This window comes from Thermosipho atlanticus DSM 15807, assembly GCF_900129985.1.
Taxonomy (GTDB): Bacteria; Thermotogota; Thermotogae; order Thermotogales; family Fervidobacteriaceae; genus Thermosipho_A; species Thermosipho_A atlanticus.
In genome coordinates this window covers 183,635-202,920 of record NZ_FQXN01000002.1, presented here as the reverse complement: position 1 = coordinate 202,920, position 19,286 = coordinate 183,635, and the positions used below count along the sequence as shown (strand labels likewise).

20 protein-coding genes are annotated in these 19,286 nt (G+C 30.4%); 3 read left to right on the top strand and 17 right to left on the bottom strand.

What is annotated here, in order from left to right:
- Positions 1-12: 12 nt before the first annotated feature.
- Genes BUB65_RS03280 through BUB65_RS03270 form a run of 3 tightly spaced genes read left to right on the top strand, consistent with a single transcriptional unit; the run spans position 13 to position 2,919 of the window.
- Positions 13-1,155: a glycosyltransferase family 2 protein gene (locus BUB65_RS03280; protein ID WP_073072175.1), complete on the top strand. Its 1,143-nt coding sequence runs from the start codon at positions 13-15 to the stop codon at positions 1,153-1,155.
- A gap of 10 nt (positions 1,156-1,165) precedes the next feature.
- Positions 1,166-1,924: a glycosyltransferase family 2 protein gene (locus tag BUB65_RS03275; RefSeq protein ID WP_073072173.1), complete on the top strand. Its 759-nt coding sequence runs from the start codon at positions 1,166-1,168 to the stop codon at positions 1,922-1,924.
- Positions 1,921-2,919 carry a lysylphosphatidylglycerol synthase transmembrane domain-containing protein gene (locus tag BUB65_RS03270; protein WP_073072170.1) on the top strand — a complete coding sequence of 333 codons (999 nt, stop codon included), beginning with the start codon at positions 1,921-1,923 and terminating at the stop codon, positions 2,917-2,919. Before BUB65_RS03275 ends, BUB65_RS03270 begins: the two co-directional genes overlap by 4 nt.
- Before the next feature lies 1 nt (position 2,920).
- On the opposite strand, the gene BUB65_RS03265 is transcribed toward BUB65_RS03270, so the two are convergent.
- The 17 genes from BUB65_RS03265 to BUB65_RS03180 all read right to left on the bottom strand — a co-directional run bounded on the left by BUB65_RS03265 (position 2,921) and on the right by BUB65_RS03180 (position 19,279).
- Positions 2,921-5,245, bottom strand: coding sequence for an efflux RND transporter permease subunit (locus BUB65_RS03265; RefSeq protein ID WP_073072168.1), 2,325 nt, complete (start codon positions 5,243-5,245; stop codon positions 2,921-2,923).
- A gap of 397 nt (positions 5,246-5,642) precedes the next feature.
- Positions 5,643-6,143 (bottom strand): hypothetical protein, encoded by a 501-nt coding sequence (locus tag BUB65_RS03255; RefSeq protein ID WP_084728015.1) that lies wholly within the window; start codon positions 6,141-6,143, stop codon positions 5,643-5,645.
- A gap of 23 nt (positions 6,144-6,166) precedes the next feature.
- Complete coding sequence (locus BUB65_RS03250) at positions 6,167-7,372, bottom strand: S41 family peptidase (protein ID WP_073072161.1); 1,206 nt, start codon at positions 7,370-7,372, stop codon at positions 6,167-6,169.
- Positions 7,365-8,156, bottom strand: coding sequence for a tRNA (adenine-N1)-methyltransferase (locus BUB65_RS03245; protein ID WP_073072498.1), 792 nt, complete (start codon positions 8,154-8,156; stop codon positions 7,365-7,367). The genes BUB65_RS03250 and BUB65_RS03245 overlap by 8 nt, the downstream gene beginning before the upstream one ends.
- 13 nt (positions 8,157-8,169) lie before the next feature.
- On the bottom strand, positions 8,170-8,631 hold the full coding sequence (locus tag BUB65_RS03240; RefSeq protein WP_073072159.1) for a hypothetical protein: 462 nt from the start codon (positions 8,629-8,631) through the stop codon (positions 8,170-8,172).
- The gene (locus tag BUB65_RS03235; RefSeq protein WP_073072157.1) at positions 8,628-9,311 is read right to left on the bottom strand and encodes a hypothetical protein; all 684 of its coding nucleotides are present in this window, start codon (positions 9,309-9,311) and stop codon (positions 8,628-8,630) included. The genes BUB65_RS03240 and BUB65_RS03235 overlap by 4 nt, the downstream gene beginning before the upstream one ends.
- Entirely contained in the window at positions 9,308-9,895 is a 588-nt protein-coding gene (yqeK, locus tag BUB65_RS03230; RefSeq protein WP_234946734.1) for a bis(5'-nucleosyl)-tetraphosphatase (symmetrical) YqeK, read from the bottom strand. The genes BUB65_RS03235 and yqeK overlap by 4 nt, the downstream gene beginning before the upstream one ends.
- A complete protein-coding gene (locus BUB65_RS03225) occupies positions 9,892-10,170 on the bottom strand; it encodes a DUF503 domain-containing protein (RefSeq protein ID WP_073072154.1) in 279 nt (92 codons plus the stop codon). The genes yqeK and BUB65_RS03225 overlap by 4 nt, the downstream gene beginning before the upstream one ends.
- A gap of 1 nt (position 10,171) precedes the next feature.
- A complete protein-coding gene (gene hslV, locus BUB65_RS03220; RefSeq protein ID WP_073072152.1) occupies positions 10,172-10,708 on the bottom strand; it encodes an ATP-dependent protease subunit HslV in 537 nt (178 codons plus the stop codon).
- A gap of 4 nt (positions 10,709-10,712) precedes the next feature.
- Positions 10,713-11,717, bottom strand: coding sequence for an L-threonylcarbamoyladenylate synthase (locus BUB65_RS03215; RefSeq protein WP_073072150.1), 1,005 nt, complete (start codon positions 11,715-11,717; stop codon positions 10,713-10,715).
- The gene (locus BUB65_RS03210) at positions 11,692-12,561 is read right to left on the bottom strand and encodes a phospholipase D-like domain-containing protein (protein WP_073072148.1); all 870 of its coding nucleotides are present in this window, start codon (positions 12,559-12,561) and stop codon (positions 11,692-11,694) included. The genes BUB65_RS03215 and BUB65_RS03210 overlap by 26 nt, the downstream gene beginning before the upstream one ends.
- The gene (lepA, locus tag BUB65_RS03205; protein WP_073072145.1) at positions 12,548-14,359 is read right to left on the bottom strand and encodes a translation elongation factor 4; all 1,812 of its coding nucleotides are present in this window, start codon (positions 14,357-14,359) and stop codon (positions 12,548-12,550) included. Before lepA ends, BUB65_RS03210 begins: the two co-directional genes overlap by 14 nt.
- Positions 14,356-15,633, bottom strand: a complete 1,278-nt coding sequence (gene murD, locus BUB65_RS03200) for a UDP-N-acetylmuramoyl-L-alanine--D-glutamate ligase (protein ID WP_073072142.1) — start codon at positions 15,631-15,633, stop codon at positions 14,356-14,358. The genes lepA and murD overlap by 4 nt, the downstream gene beginning before the upstream one ends.
- Positions 15,634-15,651: 18 nt before the next feature.
- Positions 15,652-16,959 carry a methylenetetrahydrofolate--tRNA-(uracil(54)-C(5))-methyltransferase (FADH(2)-oxidizing) TrmFO gene (gene trmFO, locus BUB65_RS03195; protein ID WP_073072140.1) on the bottom strand — a complete coding sequence of 436 codons (1,308 nt, stop codon included), beginning with the start codon at positions 16,957-16,959 and terminating at the stop codon, positions 15,652-15,654.
- Complete coding sequence (gene fmt, locus BUB65_RS03190) at positions 16,940-17,854, bottom strand: methionyl-tRNA formyltransferase (protein WP_073072138.1); 915 nt, start codon at positions 17,852-17,854, stop codon at positions 16,940-16,942. The genes trmFO and fmt overlap by 20 nt, the downstream gene beginning before the upstream one ends.
- A gap of 29 nt (positions 17,855-17,883) precedes the next feature.
- Positions 17,884-18,675, bottom strand: a complete 792-nt coding sequence (gene rsmA, locus BUB65_RS03185; RefSeq protein ID WP_073072135.1) for a 16S rRNA (adenine(1518)-N(6)/adenine(1519)-N(6))-dimethyltransferase RsmA — start codon at positions 18,673-18,675, stop codon at positions 17,884-17,886.
- A complete protein-coding gene (locus BUB65_RS03180) occupies positions 18,662-19,279 on the bottom strand; it encodes a hypothetical protein (RefSeq protein WP_073072133.1) in 618 nt (205 codons plus the stop codon). Before BUB65_RS03180 ends, rsmA begins: the two co-directional genes overlap by 14 nt.
- Positions 19,280-19,286: the final 7 nt, after the last annotated feature.

The window sequence follows — 19,286 nt, the reverse complement described above, 5'->3', positions numbered from 1 at the left end:
AGGAGAAAAACTATGTATTATCTTACAGGTGCTTTTTATGTGATTTCAATATTAATTTCATTAATAATTGTTTTATACGGAAAATATAAAAATGAAAAAAGAACCAATTATTTACATGAGAATCGAAACCCAGATTATACACCTTTTGTTTCAGTTATAATTCCAACTTGGAATGAAGAAGAAGTTATTGAAAACACTATCAGAACTGTTGAAAATAGCAGTTACAAAAATATTGAAATAATTGTAATAGACGACAATTCAACTGATAATACTTTCAATATTGCCAAAAATTTAGAAAACGAATTTTCTAATCTAAAAGTTTTGTTAAAAAAAGGAAGAAAAGGAAAACCTCAATCTATAAATGAAGCAATGGAAATAGCAAAAGGTGACATTATCTTATTAATTGATGCAGATGCAAGAATTCCCAAAAATTACATCTCTTCTCATATTTTTTGTTTCTCAAATGAGAAAGTGCATATGATCTTCACAAATTTTGAAGCATATAACTTTAAATTCAAACCGGTACACATCATTCAAGAAATTTACTTTAACTTTGTAAAAGCCATTTTTTATTCAAATATTTTTGTAAAAATGATCTTCATGGGAAATGGAGTGTTTTTCAGAAGAGATTTATTAGAAAAAATATTACCAGTTGATCCAGAAACATTGGTAGACGATTTTAGTATGGCTACCAAACTTTCCAAAATGAAGGTAAAAGAATATTATTCCACATATCCCTATATTGGCATACAATTTGTTTCTAATTTTAAAGATTTATGGAAACAACATAAAAGATGGTATGTTGGTGGTTTCCGCGAAATGTTTAAGAGAATTAAAGAGGGACATTTTTTCTATTTATTTGTGTACATATTAATCGGGTTGTTAATCTTTTCGCCAATCTATACTTTATTCATTGATATTTTCTTTAACACTAATTCCTTCTTATACTTATTTGGGTTGGTTGTCAGTGTATATATATTAATGGCAGTAAGTTCATTGGATAGTAAAAAAATGGGCTTTTTCTCTTTGTTGTACTCTTTTATCTTTACTCCATTATTAATGTTATTTGAAATGTTTGTTTTAATTGAAAGTTATATCTTAGGCCCGTTAAATAAAGTAACAGAATGGTATAAGGTAAAAAGAGAAAAAATGTGAGGGAGTTTATATGAAAAATCAACCTTTAATTAGTATTGTCGTACCTGTACTAAACGAAGAAAAAATTCTTGAAAACACACTTAAGAATATTCGCCAACAATCATATAAAAATTACGAACTTATTGTTGTTGACAATGGAAGCACAGATAATTCCGTAAATATAGCAAAAAAATTTGCTGATAAAATTCTTTTTGAGGAAAAAAAAGGCTCAATCAATGCAATGACTACTGGTTTTAAAAATGCCAAAGGAGAAATTATAGTAAATTGTGACGCTGATAGTTTATACCCGACAAATTATTTAGAAAAAATAGTTGAAGCGTTTAATAAAAGTGAAAAAATTGTTGCAGTTTATGGTCCATTAGTTTTCATTGAGAATGGAAAAATATCAAATTTTTTCACTTTGCTTGGTTATACAATAGCAGATTTTCTTTCAAAAGTTTTTACAAATACATATATCGTTGGAGCAGCAAACTTTGCAATAAAAAAGGAAATATACGACAAGGTTGGAGGATACAATACGAACAGTAATTTAGCATCGCAAGATTTTAGATTAGCAAAAAAACTTTCCAAACATGGGAAAGTTAAATTTATTCCAAGCTTAATTGTTCTAACCTCAAACAGAAGATTTAAAGAAAATGGTACATTTAGAGCCTTACTTCACTCATTCAAATTATGGTTCGATGTTGCATTTAACATTAACAAAATAACCTATGACAATTATTATACTCATTCATATTATCAAAAAAAGGGAGCGAATAAAGAAAAATGAATAAAAAAATATATTTTGGAATAATTGGATCAGTGGTAATTTCAGGTCTAGTTCTTTTTGCATATAGTGCAACACTAAGCAAAAATATCATTTTACATATATTAAACTCAATTACTTTAAAAGAACTGATTATAGCCATTATATTAACTATTCTTTCTTTCGTAATTGATGGAATCAAACATTATTTGGTTTTTAAAACTTTAGGGCAAAAAATTAATTTAATCTCTTCAATCAATTCCTGCTTTATAACTGCCTATTTCTCGGCAATAACCCCCTTTTCAGTTGGCGGTCAACCATTTCAAATCTTATATCTTAACAAAAAAGGCGTAAAATCCTCTTACGCCACTCAAGTCGTTTTCCTTAGACTTTTCGAAATGATTTTTCTCATGTTTCTAATTGATATAACATATATTTTCATTTTTTCCAAAAATGTTGCTGGAATCTCAAAAAACCTCGTAAATATTGGAATACTTCTAACTTTTCTTTCTTCTTTTATTATACTTTTGAGTATAATCTTTCCAAAAATGATTTCTAAATTAATATTAACACTTGCAAAAATACCTTTAGTTAAAAAAATTGTCAATTTAGAAAAAATAGAAAAATGGTTTTTAGAATTAGACGACGTTATCAAAAAAATATTTAGAGAACACCCTTTCCTGTTAATTTACGACATGATTATGATGTTTTTTCTTCTTCTATTTCAAAGTTATGTCTTTTATTATGCAATCAGTATTTTTACAAATATAAATATTAAATTTGTTGAGTTTTTTGCTACCATTAACATTGTTAATGCTGTTGCTTTTTTAGTTCCTACTCCCGGTGCAAGCGGTAGTTTTGAATTAGTTTTTACAAACACTTTAAAGCCTTTTGCTATGAATGCAGAATTAATAATAAAAGGAGTACTCTTTTACAGATTTTTATCATACTACCTTGTGTTAACTTTCGGAACTATTATTTTATTCCTCCCAATGTTTAAGAAAATTAAAAAAAGTTAATTCAATTCTTTTTCGGTTTATCTTCACCATTTAAATAAATAAATATACTCACAAACCAAGATATTACCAAACCAATTACTACAAGTATGCCAAACTCTTTTAAAAGTTTTCCTTGGGCCATCATAAAACTTCCAAATGCCATTATGGTCGTAAATATAGATACAGTAACAGCCTTCTCAGTTTTAATAACACTCTCTCTACCGTATCTTATACTATGTGACAGGTGGACCATACTATCCACACCCATTCCCAAAAAGATGGGGACTATAAGAAGATTTAAAAACGTTAAATCAATATTATATCCGAAGTATCCCAAACCTATCGTAGCGAGAATTGACAAAATGACTAAAAAAGAAATTTTAAAGGCTTTAAAAATATTTCTTTGATCAATCATCAAGATTAATAAAATTGCTGCAAAAACAAAATAAACTGCTTTACTTACAGAAGCAACTAAATATCTCATTACCTTATAAAATAACGCTGGATAACCAAATACTGTATAGTTTTTTAATACTTCTCCATAAATCAATTTCAAATTATTATCTATCCATAAATCAATATTTTCTTTTGCATAAATCAAGAAATATTTATTACCCTCTAGATCATTAAAGAACAAGAGAGGAATATCTTTCTCAATATTTGTTAATACATCTTCAAAAGTTTTTGTAGTTCTCAACATTTTTAGTGTTTCAATCAAACTGTTATAAAGTTTGTATTTTTGAAATATCACTACTAAAATTGGTTCATTTACAACATTGAAAATCTCTTTATAAAATGTTGTTTCAATCTCCGAAATTCTTTCAGGATTCTCCACAAAATTCAAAATTGAAAAGGTGTTAGAAAAATATCTTGAATTTTCAAGATATTCCTTTATAGCCTTCAACTCTTCAAAACTCTTAGCACCAACTACTACTTGTCCGATACCAAATTCACCAAATTCTTTAGTAGCCAAATTCAAAGCTATTACTGCTTCAGAATCCTGAGATACAAGACCGGGAGGAGTATAAGAGAAATCTTTTACTGCAAAATAAGCAAAAACACTTGCAACAATTAACACAACCCATACTGCAAGCGTTAATGGATGAAATTTCCTAGTTATTTCTACAAACCTTGAAAAATATTCTTTTTTAGGAATAGTTATTTTACTTATAAATTTATAATAAAAAGCTGGGATCAATAAATTCATAACCAAGAAAAAAACTATTACACCTATCGCTGAGGAAATTCCCATTTGTTTCAATGGGATTGATGGGCTCAACGCAATTGCCAGTAATGCTAATGATGTTGTAATTGCTGAAACTAAAGAAGGCACAAAATTTTCTCTTATAGCTTCAATTATACTCTCTCTGTTTTTACCATACAATCTTAAATTTTCATGAATCTTAGCCGTAATATGTATACCATAGTCTATACCTAACCCCAAAAGCATCGCATTAACAAAAGAGGTTATAATATTTATCTCCTTAAACAATAATATAATAATTCCTAAACTTATTCCCATACTCAACAACATCGAATAAAAAAGGAACAACATGGCAGAAGTACTGCCATATGAAACTAGAAGTATTATTGAAATTCCAATCAAAGATATTATCGTTGTTGTTTGAAAATCTTTTTTTACCTGTTGATTTCCCAAGTAGTTATTCATCGCTGAACCACTGAAAAGGAGTTCAACATTCCACTTTTCAGAAAGTCGTTTTGAAATTTCTTTTAGTTTAGGAATTGCTTCGTTTATAAAGTCAACATCAGTAACTGGTTTAGCCATGGAGAAATTCATTAAAAGAAGCTCTCCATCTTTGGAATAAAGATAATATTTTCTAATACCACTTCTTGCAAAAAATTCATTAACATAATTTGAAACCACACTTACAGAAATACCCAAATTTCTCCAAAATCTAAAATCAATCACTGACCTAGGTTCAACATTAATTACCGCATTATAGTATCCAAGAATATTATTTAAATTACTTTCATCAACAGCAAAAATTCCATATTTTATCATTGTTTCAGGATTGTCAAAAGGTTCTGCACCAGAAATATAAGGAGTTTGTTCGAAACTCTCCTTTAACTCCCTTGCAAATTCCGGGATATTCTTTACTTTTTGAACTTTCACAACTACAAGCAAACTGTTAGAAACTACTTTTTCTTTTGTAAATTTTATCAAGTTATCAAATTCCGGTACTCCTTTGGGAGCAAGTTCTGTTAGTTCAGCATTTACACGGATATTAATAAAGCTATATGTTCCAAATATTATCCCAAGTATTGTAAAAATTAGTATCAACCATTTTGCGTTCTTTAAAACAAATTTCGCTAGAAAATTTTCCAATTCAATGACACCCCCAAAATAAAGAAGAAAAATCCAAGTGTCCTAAACAAAATTATAAATTTACGTTCTTTAAAATTTGAATTATAAAAATTTGAAAACAAAAAACAGATAAAATATGCAAAGTTCCCACTAATATAAAATGGAGTAATTACATTTAAATTAAAAAATATGTAAACTAATATTGGTGCAAAAGCGTAAACCCAAAATCTATATATTTCATCAAATAGAAAAATTTTACCTTTTACAGAAGCAAATAGACTTAAAAGTAAAAAGTAAATAAAAAAATAACTGAGATAAAATCTCCCAAGTGTTATTAAGTAAACACTCAAAATTTTTGATAATAAGGTGTAAATTAATAATGAAAAAATAAATATAAAAAATTTCAAATCGTTTTTCCTCATTTTATAACAACCCCATATTTTTTTAGAATTAACATTTTTATTTTGCTTTTCACATCTTCACTGGAAATACTTACCGAATCCCCTGTTAAAGCTCTTAACAACGCTTTTCCAAAGTTTTTTTCATCAGTTTCAGATAAAACTACGTGTGGCACATAGTAAAATTCATTACCTCTAAATGAAAGGTAAGAAAATTTCTTGCTTCCCCACCAATATCTTTTAGAAAACTCCACAAAATAATAATCAGATTTTGTTGTGTCAAAGTAATATTTTACTTCCCTAACCTTACCAAGACTACTTAATAAAAACTTCCCATTACCATATATACTAGTTTCTGACAAAACCTTTTGCAAAACGAATTCCGTTTTTATTTTTTGAATATGGTCTAAAAAAGGATTTTTAAAAACAAAAAGGGGAGGAGATTGAATTTCCACAATCTCCATATCCTTATTACTTATTACGAGAAAGACAGTTAAAACAATGAAACTAAACACTATCAATAAAAATCCCCAAAAAAATGTTCTCATTTCTTCTCGATTATATATTGTAGTGCTCTTTTTATGTACGGATCATTTACATCAACCTCTGTAAATTCTTTGGTATAATCCACAACTTCAGCTTCATGGACTAGTTTTGTTGCTTCTTCCGTTACCCATATATCAGGCTCAATCCCCACTTTATGAATGTCATTACCATTTGGTGTTTTGTAATGAGCTATAGTAATAAATGCTACACCACCATTACTTAATGGGAAACCACTTTGTACTGACCCTTTACCAAAGGTTTTTTGTCCTATTATCACTGCACGCTTATTATCCTTTAACGCTCCTGTTATAATTTCGGCTGCCGAAGCAGAACCACCATTTACCAGCACAACAATTGGAACTTTTGGGAAATTATTTCCTTTACTTTCATATCTTTCGATTTGCCCCACTCGAGGCTCAACAGTAACAATCAACTTACCCGCGTCGAGGAACATACTACCTATTTCAACTGCACTATCTAAAAAGCCACCTGGATTATCTCTTAAATCAAAAATTAAAGCAACAACACCTTTGTCATATACCTTTGTTAAGATTTCTTCAAGTTTTGTTGCAGATGGTTGATTAAATCGTGTAAGTCTTACATAACCAATACGTCCAACTTCACTCTCAATAAAACCATACTTTACAGGAATAATCTTTATAACTTCTCTTACTAATTCAAAATTTAAAACTTCCTCACCTCTGAGAATGGTTAATTTCACTTTAGTTCCTGGTTTACCTCTCATCATACTTACTGCTTCTAAGTATGAAACATTCTTAACAGGAGTACTATCAATTTGAACAATTAAATCGCCCGCCTTTATACCAGCCCGCCAAGCTGGAGTTCCATACATTGGACTAATAACCTTTATAGCTTTATATTCAGAATCATAAGTCACTTCTATTCCTAAGCCTCCATATTCTCCTTCGTTTTCGATCGACTGCTCTTCATACATTTCTTTGTTATAATAATAACTAAAATCATCACCTAATCCCTTTATCAAACCATCAATTCCATAATCTATCACTTTGTCAACATTAACATTGTCGATATCATAATAATAATTTAAAATGTAATACAATGTTTCAGCAAGTGGAGTGAGATCTTTTTGAAACTGATTGTCAGTCGCCGCTGTTAAAAATATACTTCCAAATAAAGCCAAGATTAACACAGAAATTATCGTCAAAATCCTCTTTTTATTCATCAAAAACACCTCCAATTTTACTATTAACTTTTGTAGCAAAAACTAAATAAGTAGTATGTGCTACCATTCTATCAAATGGTCTTAATCTTTCAGGTACAGGTTTATACCTTCGCATCAAATTCTCCCAAACTTCTACTTCAATAAATGGCATTTCATATAATCTTTCTAAAACTTCTTGTACTTGGTTAGTGGTGGGACAAATAATCCCCATTTTTCCGCCACCTTTTAGAGCAGACCAACATTGTTGAATATAATTATACGGATCTGGGACATCTAACATCAAAGCATCTACGTTTGTTTCATCAAAACCATTAGCGATATCCTTCAATTTTAATTCAACAAAATTTTCTAATCCCCACTCTTTTAAATTTTTCTTTGCCAAATTGTAAAAATCTTCCCTGCGTTCATATCCATATACCTTTCCTTCTTTACCCACGATTCTTGCAAATGCTCCACACATTGCTCCACTACCTACGCCAGTATCTATAACTCTATCACCTGGTTTAATATCCAATTTAAACAAAATATAGGATGCATCCTTTGGATAGATAATCTGTGTTCTTCTTTTCATACTGAAAATCAGATCAATAAACGTCGGCTTTAGAAGATAAAAAACTCTTCTTTTCCGACCCAAAACTATTTGTTCTCCATATTTTTTTCCGATTATGTCGTTCATATCAACATGTCCAAGATGTGTCCCCTTTTTTTTATTAGCTTCCACTCTAATTATTATCTTACTGCCGTCCTCTCCATATAACAAAACTTTATCGCCTTCTTTTATCAAATCACTTCCCCCTTCAAAAATTGTATCCAAATTGTATTGGAATAACATCCAACTTTAAATCATTATACAAGTATATAACTTCATACGAAAAACCAACAAAAAATTGATTAAAGTAATACCTAATCCCCGCAAAAACCATATATCCGACAGAAGAAAAACTGAAATCTATTGGAAAAACAGCTCCACCTTTACCAAACACCGAGAAAATTCCAGACGAAGTTTTAGTATTGTATTTTCCATATGTTGTCAATGAAAAGAAAAAACTGTCAACATCGGTAGTTATAGAAAGTAAATTTAAAGACAAACCAAATTGCGTGTTATCATTTTCATTTAACGGGATATCAACAGAAACATCAAAAAAGCTACTTATAGTACTGTCAGGAGTAAAAACGTAATTATACCCTCCATAGATATCGATAGACAAACCCATTAAAGATAAACCAATTAAAAACATTGAAATAATTAGTTTTTTCATAATTCACCTCCTAATAATTTCTTTAATTGCTCTAATTTTTCTAAATCAATATATAACCTTTCAAAAGTTTTCCCTGATACAGTTATTTTTAAAGGTTTTTCTGTCATTGTTGGTAAATCAAATGTTTTAACACTATAATTTCCAAATGCGTATAACAATTTTGCTAACGCTGGGGAAGTAAGCGTTGTGTTAGGTCTTAATTTTTTTATTATCCCATCTAATTTGAAATAATCAAAAAATTTTAAACCTCTCTGAGAAAGTTTTTCAAAAAGAGTATCAAAATTGTTAGTGTTAATTCCAAAAGCATTTGAAAAATCTTCAACAGTATTATCAAAAATTACATAGTAATCATAAACAGCGTTAACTCCTAACATATCTGCAAGCAAACTTTTTGCCAAAAGAGGACTTTTAAAATCAATCTCTTGTTTACTAGCTGAATTATAAGAATGATCTTTAACTTTCAAAATATAAAGGTTTCTTTTTTCTCCTTGAATAAATATGTAATATCCCACATTATTAGTAGAATCTATAAATAAGTATTGACTAATTATTGATGCATTAAATTCTGGCGAACTTTTTATTGAATATATTTTCCAAAATGTAAAACCTGATATAACTACTATTGTTAGAACTACAATAGATATCCACAAACCTGCACGACTTTTTCTTTTTTTTCTCATAAAACTCCTCCTTTTCTTTTTACTATTATACTATTCCAACTATCTACACTTTCAGGTAATATTAACAAATCTCTGGAAAGCGCGTAAATTATTTTATTCCTTAATACTTCAAAATATGCTATGTCAATATCTTTATATGCTAGTTCTCTAAGTTCCTCTACATTGGGATAAGTCCTTGTTTCTTCAAGAGAATCAGCTAAAAATAAAACTTTCCCATAAACTCCAAAGTTTTTAAAACCTGATGTGTGGAACGCTATACCTGTCAAAATATCATCATCATTTATATTGAACCTTCTTTTAATAAATTCTGCAGCAACTTTTCCATGTAATAAAACAGGGTTAGCTTGATCATGTGTCGAAATTTCTATAGAATAAATTCTAGCTATTTTAACCAACTTTTCATAAATTACATCCCTAAAAATATCATGAGCATACGCCATAAATTCTGCAATATTTTGATCTAAATTATGAATTAACGCTAACGTCTTAGCAAATTTTGCAGTTCCCTCAACATGTGTTAATCTTTCATTTGTAACTAACAATTTCACCATTTCTTTGATTTCTGCTAGTTCTTTATCTATCAATCATACACCTCCTTTATTACATTTTCTACATTATAAAACTGTTCTATATATTCTTCTAAATTTTCCATTGTTCTATAAGCAGCACTTTTATTTATACTTACAAATGATAAAGCTAAGTTAATATAACTTTTGGAATCTTGGAGATCATTTTCAATAACTGAAACGTTAAATTTATTTCTTATATCAGAAATTAACCTTTTTACTATTGAACGTTTTTCCTTTAATGAATTTATACCAAAAAGTTTAATTGAAAATTCCATATAACTTATTGGCATATCACAACTCCTCTATGGTAAAGTTATCATTTGTATATATACAAATTTCACTTGCTATCTTTATTGCCTCCAGAGCAATTTCTTTTGCACTTAAATCTGTATATCTTAAAAGAGCCCTTCCTGCGGCAATTGCATAAGGAGATCCTGAACCTATAGATGCAATATTGTCTTCAGGTTGAATAACTTCCCCAGTTCCGGACACAATTAAAGTATACTCTTTATCTGCTACTAGCAAAAGTGCTTCTAATCTTCTTAAAATTCTATCAGTTCTCCAATCTTTAGCAAGTTCAACTGCTGCTTTTAATAGATTTCCACCCCATTCTCTATATTTTGCTTCAAATCTATCAAAGAGCGCCATTGCATCTGCTACAGAACCAGCAAAGCCCGCTAAAACTTTACCATCTCCCATCTTTCTTACCTTTTTTGCATTTCCTTTCATAATGGTATTTCCATACGTAACCTGTCCATCAGAAACCATTACTACTGAATCATCTTTTCTTACACAAACAACCGTTGTGGATCTCCATTTATTATTCACAAAATCACCTCCAGAGCTTTGCAGCTTTTTTTAATCTATTCATCACTGAAAATAGTATACCACTTTCTTCAAATGCTTCGATAAACCCAACTTGAAAACCCGTTTTGTCAAACAACCTCAATACTTTAAAAAGATTTTGAGCTATTGAATATGGATTTTCAAGTTTTCCAAGAATAATGACCCTTTCTTTAGGATACAGTTTTCTATGTTCTTCCGGACAAATGATAACACCATTTTCTTTTTCCACAAGTTTTAAAATTTTCTCACGTTCATGTCTATAAAACATATATAATGGTTTTTCTGGAGCATAATGCTTATACTTCATTCCTGGAGCCTTGGGATTCTCTACATGATTTGCATTTTTTACAAAATCTGGAATATCTATTTCACCAAATATTTCTCTTAATTCTTCTATTGTTATTGGCCCAGGTCTCAAAACAACAGGTGTACACCCCGACAAATCTATTATTGTCGATTCCAACCCAAAAGGTGTATCACCAGAATCAATTATACAGTCTATTTTTCCATTTAAGTCCTCAATTACAGCAGACGCATTTGTTGGACTTGGTTTTCCTGAAAGATTCGCGCTTGGAGCGGCAATAGGACCAGCAAGTTCACATAATTTTCGAGCAACTGGATGTGCAGGTATTCTGACACCAACAGTATTCAAACCTGCAGTTACAACATCTGGTATACCCTCTTTTTTCTTTAATACAAATGTAATTGGACCTGGAGTAAGTTTCTTTACAACTTTTTCGAACTTTTCAGGTAATATTGCGATATCACTTACACTATTAAAATCACTTACATGAACAATTAGAGGATTATCTGAGGCCCTTCCCTTAACCTTATATATATTACTTACAGCATGTGCATTAAAAACGCTAGCCCCCAGTCCATACACAGTTTCAGTGGGAAATGCCACAAGCCCCCCTTTTTTTATTATCTCTACTGGAATTTTAATATCTATTTCTCCCAATGGATCAATCTTTAAAATTATTGTTTCCACTTTCAAACCTCCAAAGATATTCAAAAATTTTTAAATACTCTTCCAAAAAATCGTCAGTTATATAAATCATTTCAAAATTTTTATTTAATCCATTCAACGTAAAATTGGCAGAACCCAAAATTACCATATTATCGATAATCATAAATTTATGATGTAACATTGGTTTAAATATTATCTTCAAATTTCTATTGGGTATTTCGTTTAAATTTGAATTTATAAACCAAGAGTCCGTAATAATTCTTACATCCAATCCTCTGGATTCTTTGTACTTTAATAGTGTAAAGATCTGTTTATTCGTAAAAGCATAAACTACCACATAAATTCTTTTCCTTGCATGAGATATAAAATCCAATATCTTTTCTTCCACATTATCATAACCTACAACTAAAAATGGTTGACATCCTACTACTTCTCCTTTGTTCCATAAACTTAAGAATAATTTTCTGAATTGTTCTACATAGTTTTCGAAAAAAATAACATCGTTAAAACCCGTCTCAAGCCCACTTTTAGTAAAATTGGCAGACCCAAATAACACTCCTGTTTCATTTACGATAAACTTTGCATGATGTAAAGATTTCTCATAATCCATTTTTACCGAATCTCCAAGTAACGGGCTCGGAGTCTCCAAAAGTATTTTTATATCAATTCCTGAATTGTAAACCTGTTTTATTACTTCTACAATTTTTTCTTCATTTAAACTATACGACGATATATATAAAAAACTTTTTGAGTTTTTTATAAATTCAGCTACAACATCTGTTAAAATTCCATTTTCAGTAAAATAAACTTGAGAACCTATTGAAATAGTTGCAATGAGTAAAAATACAATCTTAACTATTTTCATCTTCGCCAACTTTCAGCAAGGCAAGAAATGCTTCTTGTGGTATACTTACTCGTCCTATTTCTCTCAATTTTTTCTTACCCTCTTTTTGCTTTTCAAGCAATTTCATTTTTCTTGTAACATCCCCACCATAACATTTGGCAAGAACATCCTTTCTTAACGCTTTAACTGTCGAACGAGCTATTATTCTACCGCCTGCTTTTGCTTGTATAGGTATTTCAAATTGATGTTGAGGAATAAGTTCTGCCAGTTTATCTACCAGTTTCCTCGCCATAGTGTATGCTTTATCTTTATGAGCAATCATTGATAAAGCTTCCACCGGTTCTTTGTTTACTAAAATCGTCACTTTAACCAAATCGCTTTTTCTATATCCAATTAATTCATAATCCATTGATGCATACCCTCTACTTAAAGCTTTCATTCTATCAAAGAAATCAAAAATTATCTCTGCCAATGGTACTTCAAAATTTAACACAACTCTTTCAAAACCTGCATTTTCAGTTGATATCATGGTACCTCTTTTTTCGTTCTGTACCAAATTCATTAGTTTTCCAAGATACTCTGGCGGAGTAATTATAGAAAGTTTCACATAAGGTTCATATACCTCTTGTATTTCACTCTCACTGGGAAACTTTGCAGGGTCATTTATTAATAATTCTTCCCCGTTTTTTAACACCACTTTATATTCAACATTTGGAGCAGTTAAAATAACCGCCATTTCAAATTCTCTCTCAAGTCTTTCTTTCACAACATCCATATGTAAAAGTCCCAAAAAACCGCATCTAAATCCAAAACCCAATGCTGGTGAATGGTCAGGATTAAATACTAGCGCCGAATCATTCAATTTTAACTTTTCAAGCGCTTTTCTTAATTCTTCATAATATTCGGGAATGCCGGGATACATCCCTGCGTATACCATTGGTTTAACTTCCTTGTATCCAGGTAATGGTTCTTTGGTTGGGTCTTTAGCACTAGTAATCGTATCACCAATTTTGGCCATCGATACTTCCTTCATTCCAGCAATAATATAACCTATATCCCCTGCGTTAAGAGAATCCACCTTTTTCATTTCTGGTGTAAATGCCCCAACCTCAACGACCTCATATGTTTGTTTATTTGAAAAAGTCATAATCTTATCACCTGATTTTACACTACCGTCAAATATCCTTACATATACTATTACTCCTCTATATTTGTCATATTTTGCATCAAAAATTAAGGCTTTTAATTTATCTTCGTCTTTTCCAGATGGAGCAGGGATTTTTTCTATAATAGCTTCTAAAAGTTCTTCAACTCCAGTACCTTCTTTTGCACTTATTTTATATATCTCATCTCCAGGGATACCTATTAAATCTTCTATTTCAAGTTCAGTTTCCGTTATATTAGCATTAGGTAAATCTATCTTATTTATAACAGGTATTATCTCTAAATTATGTTCAACAGCTTTGTAGGTATTTGCTACTGTTTGAGCTTGGACACCTTGAGTTGCATCAACCAATAAAATTGCCCCCTCAACTGCTGCAAGACTTCTATCCACTTCATATGTAAAATCTACATGCCCAGGTGTATCAACAATATTAATTTCGTAAATTTGTCCATCTTTCTTTGATTTGTAGAAAACTCTAAGAGGATGAGATTTTATTGTAATTCCACGTTCTCTTTCTATATCCATACTATCCAAATATTGCGCCCTCATCTTTCGAGGTTCAATTGCTCCAGTTATTTCTAGAATTCTATCACTGAGTGTAGTTTTACCGTGATCAATATGTGCGATTATACTTATATTTCTAACATTTTTCAATTTCTCCCCTCCTTGAGTTGCATAACAATTTGTTTGAAATATTCGCCTCTCTCTTCAAAATTTTTATAAGCGTCAAAACTTGCTCCACCGGGGCTAAGCATTATAACATCACCTTTTTCTGCAACCGAAAATAATTTTAAAACTGCTTCACTTATACTTTTAGCCTCAAAATAGTTAACTTTTTTGTTTTCTAAATAAGGTTTTAAATCTTCAAATATTGGTCCAACAACTGCTAAAGATTTAGTGTGCTTCTCAAGTACATTTACTAAGTCGGTGTAATCCTCTTTTTTACCAATCCCTGCCATTATTAAATGCAAATTCTCATCGAAATTTTCTACTGCTTTAATAACTGCTATAGCATTGGTTGCTTTTGAATCATTAAAAAATTTAACACCATTTATTTCTGTAACAAATTCCATCCTATGTGGTAATTTTTGAAAGTCATCTAAATACTTTATTTTAAATTCAAAACCCATAGCTTCAATAACTGATTTAGTTGCTGCAACATTTTCAAGTGTTTGTTTGTATCTTAAATGTGGGGGAAGTTTTTCTAAATCAAATGATTTTACAAATGGTATTTTTCGAGCTTTAACCAAATCTAATTTATTTATAATATGCGAATCATCTGGATTATAAACAAAAATATCGTTTTCATCTTGAAAAATAGCTATCTTAAACTTTGACATAACATAATGTTCCATATCAGGATGCCAATTTAAATGATTGGGATAGATATTTAAAATTACAGAAAGATTGGGCTTGAACAATTGAGACCAATACAGTTGAAAACTACTAACTTCTAAAATTAAATAATCTGCCCTTAAGTTATCATTTAACAATTTAGCTACAGGAATACCTATATTTCCTGCTAATAAAGATCTTGTATGTTTATTTAATACATGATGAATCATTGATACAGTCGTACTTTTCCCTACAGACCCAGTAACTGCTACTATATATGGCAACCAACCTAATTTCTCAAATTCGTTGGTACAAAAAGATATTTCTGTATCGACTTTAATACCCTCGCTTATTGCTTTTTTAATAATTTGATTGTCAAAATGAATACCAGGACTAACCAAAATAACATCGTTTTCTAAAACTTTAGATGAATGTCCCAATTCTTCAAAATCGACATTGTTTTCAATTAAAAATTTTCTATCACTATCACTAAGTTTTTTTTGTTCACTTACAAAAACTTTTTCACCTTTTTTTAAAAGATATTTTAATATTTCTTTATTACTAATTCCTAATCCTAATAAAGCATATTTCAATGAAATCACTCCTAAACTTTATTTTAGCATATCCACAAACTTTTTCATTTCTTCTATACAAATATTAGATAAAAATTTTCTTCTCTCTTTTTTATTTCTCAACTCTGTTTTTACATTTACAAGTCCAAAATTTGCATACATTGGTTTTAAATCCGTCGCTGTCGTAACATACCTAATTAATGCTCCAATCATTGTTTTTTCAGGAAATGTAATTAATTCTTTACCATTTAAAACCCTATTAATATTTAGACCTACATAAATTCCACTTGCCGCCGATTCAAGATAACCCTCAACTCCAACAATTTGTCCAGCAAAAAATAAATTTCTATATTTTTTGTGCCTTAAATATTTATCCAAAACTTTTGGAGTATTAATATATGTATTTCTGTGCATTACACCATACCTCAAAATCTCTGCATTTTCTAAACCTGGTATAAGGCGTATTATTCTTTCTTGCTCTTTCCACTTCAATCTAGTTTGAAAACCAACTATATTATACATATTCCCCGCTTCATCTTCTTTCCTCAGCTGAACAATTGCATACGGTCTTTTACCGGTCCTAGGATCTAAAAATCCTACAGGACGTAATGGACCATATGCTAAGGATTTCTTACCGGTATTTGCGATTTCTTCTATCGGCTGACATCTTTCAAATAACAAACTTTTATCAAAATCTTTCATTTCAATTTTCTCGGCTTTTAGTAATTCCTCATGAAATCGTTCATACTCCTCTTTCGTCATTGGACAATTTACGTAGTCTCCACCACCTTCTCCATACCTATTACCAAAAAAACAAACATCAAAATTTATACTCTCACCTGAAATAATAGGAGCTACTGCATCAAAAAAGTTTAAGAATCCATCTGTAATCTTTGAAAGCCACTTTGCAAATTCTCCATCCGTAGTTGGTCCTGTAGCAATTACCCATATTTCATTCGTGTCCAAATCAATTGATTTCACTTCTTCATTAATTACCTCAACAGTTGGAAACGAAGAAATAATATCAGTTATACATTTAGAAAAACCCTCTCTTTCAACAGCTAAAGCTTTTCCGGCAGGTACTCTATGTTTTTCAGCACAATGCAAAATTATCGAATCTAGCATTTTCATTTCTTGTTTTAACACACCTTCAGCATTTTCCAAACTTTCCGATTTTAAAGAATTGCTACACACTAACTCCGCAAAATATTTAGACTTGTGAACTGGTGAAAACTTAAGAGGTTTTTGCTCAAATATTCTTACTGATATACCCTCTTTTGCTAGTTTCCATGCAACTTCTACACCTGCAAGTCCTGCACCAACTATATTAACTCTTTTCAAAAACATCACCCACTTTTAAAAGCTTACCATTTTTTGCTTCCATAAAAGTTATCTTTTTCTTACCTGGAAATTGTATGTTTCTAATTCCAACAACACCGTCACTACAACCTACTATTGCTCCTTCTTCTTTAATCTCGAGTACTTCACCTGGTTTGTTGATATTAGCTTGTTCAAAATAAAACACACCAAAGAGTTTTACGATTTTGCCATTCAAAATCGCTTTTACACCAGGAACAGGATCGTAAGCTCTTATTTTGTTTTTAACTTTTAAACAGCTATCTGAAAAATTGACGTTTAAATCTTCTTTACTAATTTTTGGAGCAAAAGTTGGCTCACCATTTTGTGGAACGAGCTTTGTTGGATAATTTTTTAAAAACTTTTCCAGTGTTTTCTTACCAACTTCTAAAAGTTTTACATACAATTGACCAAACGTTTCATATTCTCCCACAACTATTTCTTTTTGAATAGCAATTGGTCCGTCATCCATTCCTACTCCTATTTTAAAAATAGTAATACCAGTTCTCTTTTCTCCATTTTCTAATGCCCTTTGAATAGGCGCAGCTCCCCTATACTTAGGCAATAATGAAGCATGTACGTTATAAAAAGGGATCGCATCTAGAAAAGGTGATTTTAAAAGTTTTCCATATGCAACTACTATTCCTATATCAGGCTTATACTCCTCAATTATTTTTAATCCTTCCTTGTTCAAACTTTTTGGTTGAAATACAGGAATACCATATTTTAATGCAAGCTCTTTTACCGGTGTTGGTAAAATTTTCTTTCCTCTACCTTTTGGTTTATCTGGTTGGGATATAACGGCAACAACATTAAAATTATTTCTCAATAAATATTCTAAATGTTCGCTGGCGAAATCTGGTGTACCTAAAAATATGATCTTCATGTGTTCCCTCCTTTTCAAAAGATAAGCCCCTAATTGGGGCTCAGCAATTCTTCAAATATTTGTAAAAACATTTCCTTACTAACTTGCTCAGGTCTCAACGTTAAATCATATTTTTTCTTTAAATCATCTAAGTTATTTACAAATGTTTTCAAATTATTATACAAAGTTTTCCTTTTCTGACCAAAACATTTTGAAACAAAATCCCAAAATATTTTTATATCGTATTTTTCATACACTTCCGTGTTTTTAGATATATGTAACACAACACTATCAACTTTGGGATTGGGAACAAAATTACCTTTTGAAACTGTCAATACCTTTTCAACGGTACAGAAGGTTTGTACTACAACAGTCAAAAAACTCCTATTCGAATCACCTATTGGTGCTAAAAGTCTTTCACCAACTTCCTTTTGAACCATTAAATATGCATCTGAGAAATCTGAAAATAAAAGTTTTTTTAATATCGGTCCTGTTATAGAATAAGGAATATTTGAAACCACCCGAAAATGTTTTGGCAAGGTTGAAATATCAAATTTTAAAAAATCTTCAAAAACCAATGTAAAATTTTCAAATTCATTTAATCTCTCGAGAAGAGGCTTCAATCTCTTGTCTATCTCTACTCCTACAACTTTTGCACCTGTTTTCAAAAGTTCTTCAGTTAGAGTCCCAGCTCCAGGTCCAATTTCCAATATCACGTCATCAGCCTTTACATTTGCAACTTCAACAATTTGTCTAGCTATCTCAGTATTTGATAGAAAGTTCTGACCTAAGTTTTTTTTTAACTTTATTCCATATTGTTTCAACAAATCAGAAGTCTTCATTTTCAACCAGCTCCACAGTTATTGAAGAATCGGGATATTCGATTTTGTAAATTTTATTATCTTTTACAGTAATAAGTATTTTTTCATTTTCAAATGAAATCACAAAAGTATCCCCTTTTTTATTTAAAATCGCTTCGCCAACAGCATATTCCGTTTTTGAAGGATTAAATAAAAGCTGAGGTATTACTATTTCAAAAATAGGGGAAGGATATTCAATAATCTTTAAAAAATGTGAAAGCATGAAATTGTTATCTAAAATAACTAAATTCTGCTTGTTCAAAGAAATTGTATTTGAACTAACTTGAGATTCAAAAGTAAAATTCGCAACTTCCCCGTCATAACTTCCTATAATTCTCCCAGTAGTTGTCCCATCAACACTGAATGTTGCAATATAATCTTTAAAATATGGTCCGTCATATGTGGTAGTTGATTCAATTGTATAAAATACTCCATAATCTATAGTAGTAACTACTTGATAAACTTCATCAGTAATTTCTCTTAAAACTGCTGTCCCTAACGGAGTATCGTCAATTTTAATTGAATATATTTCTGAAAAGGAAATTAAAGATAATATCAATAACAAACCAACTAATACTTTTTTCACATTACCA

Coding starts and splice junctions, on each gene's coding strand:
- BUB65_RS03210 (WP_073072148.1), bottom strand. CDS start 12,561: ATGAAAATAGTTAAGATTGTATTTTTACTCATTGCAACTATTTCAATA.
- fmt (WP_073072138.1), bottom strand. CDS start 17,854: ATGAAGATCATATTTTTAGGTACACCAGATTTCGCCAGCGAACATTTA.
- BUB65_RS03280 (WP_073072175.1), top strand. CDS start 13: ATGTATTATCTTACAGGTGCTTTTTATGTGATTTCAATATTAATTTCA.
- BUB65_RS03270 (WP_073072170.1), top strand. CDS start 1,921: ATGAATAAAAAAATATATTTTGGAATAATTGGATCAGTGGTAATTTCA.
- BUB65_RS03235 (WP_073072157.1), bottom strand. CDS start 9,311: ATGAGAAAAAAAAGAAAAAGTCGTGCAGGTTTGTGGATATCTATTGTA.
- BUB65_RS03250 (WP_073072161.1), bottom strand. CDS start 7,372: ATGAATAAAAAGAGGATTTTGACGATAATTTCTGTGTTAATCTTGGCT.
- trmFO (WP_073072140.1), bottom strand. CDS start 16,959: ATGTTTTTGAAAAGAGTTAATATAGTTGGTGCAGGACTTGCAGGTGTA.
- BUB65_RS03225 (WP_073072154.1), bottom strand. CDS start 10,170: ATGCCAATAAGTTATATGGAATTTTCAATTAAACTTTTTGGTATAAAT.
- rsmA (WP_073072135.1), bottom strand. CDS start 18,675: ATGAAGACTTCTGATTTGTTGAAACAATATGGAATAAAGTTAAAAAAA.
- BUB65_RS03275 (WP_073072173.1), top strand. CDS start 1,166: ATGAAAAATCAACCTTTAATTAGTATTGTCGTACCTGTACTAAACGAA.
- BUB65_RS03240 (WP_073072159.1), bottom strand. CDS start 8,631: ATGAAAAAACTAATTATTTCAATGTTTTTAATTGGTTTATCTTTAATG.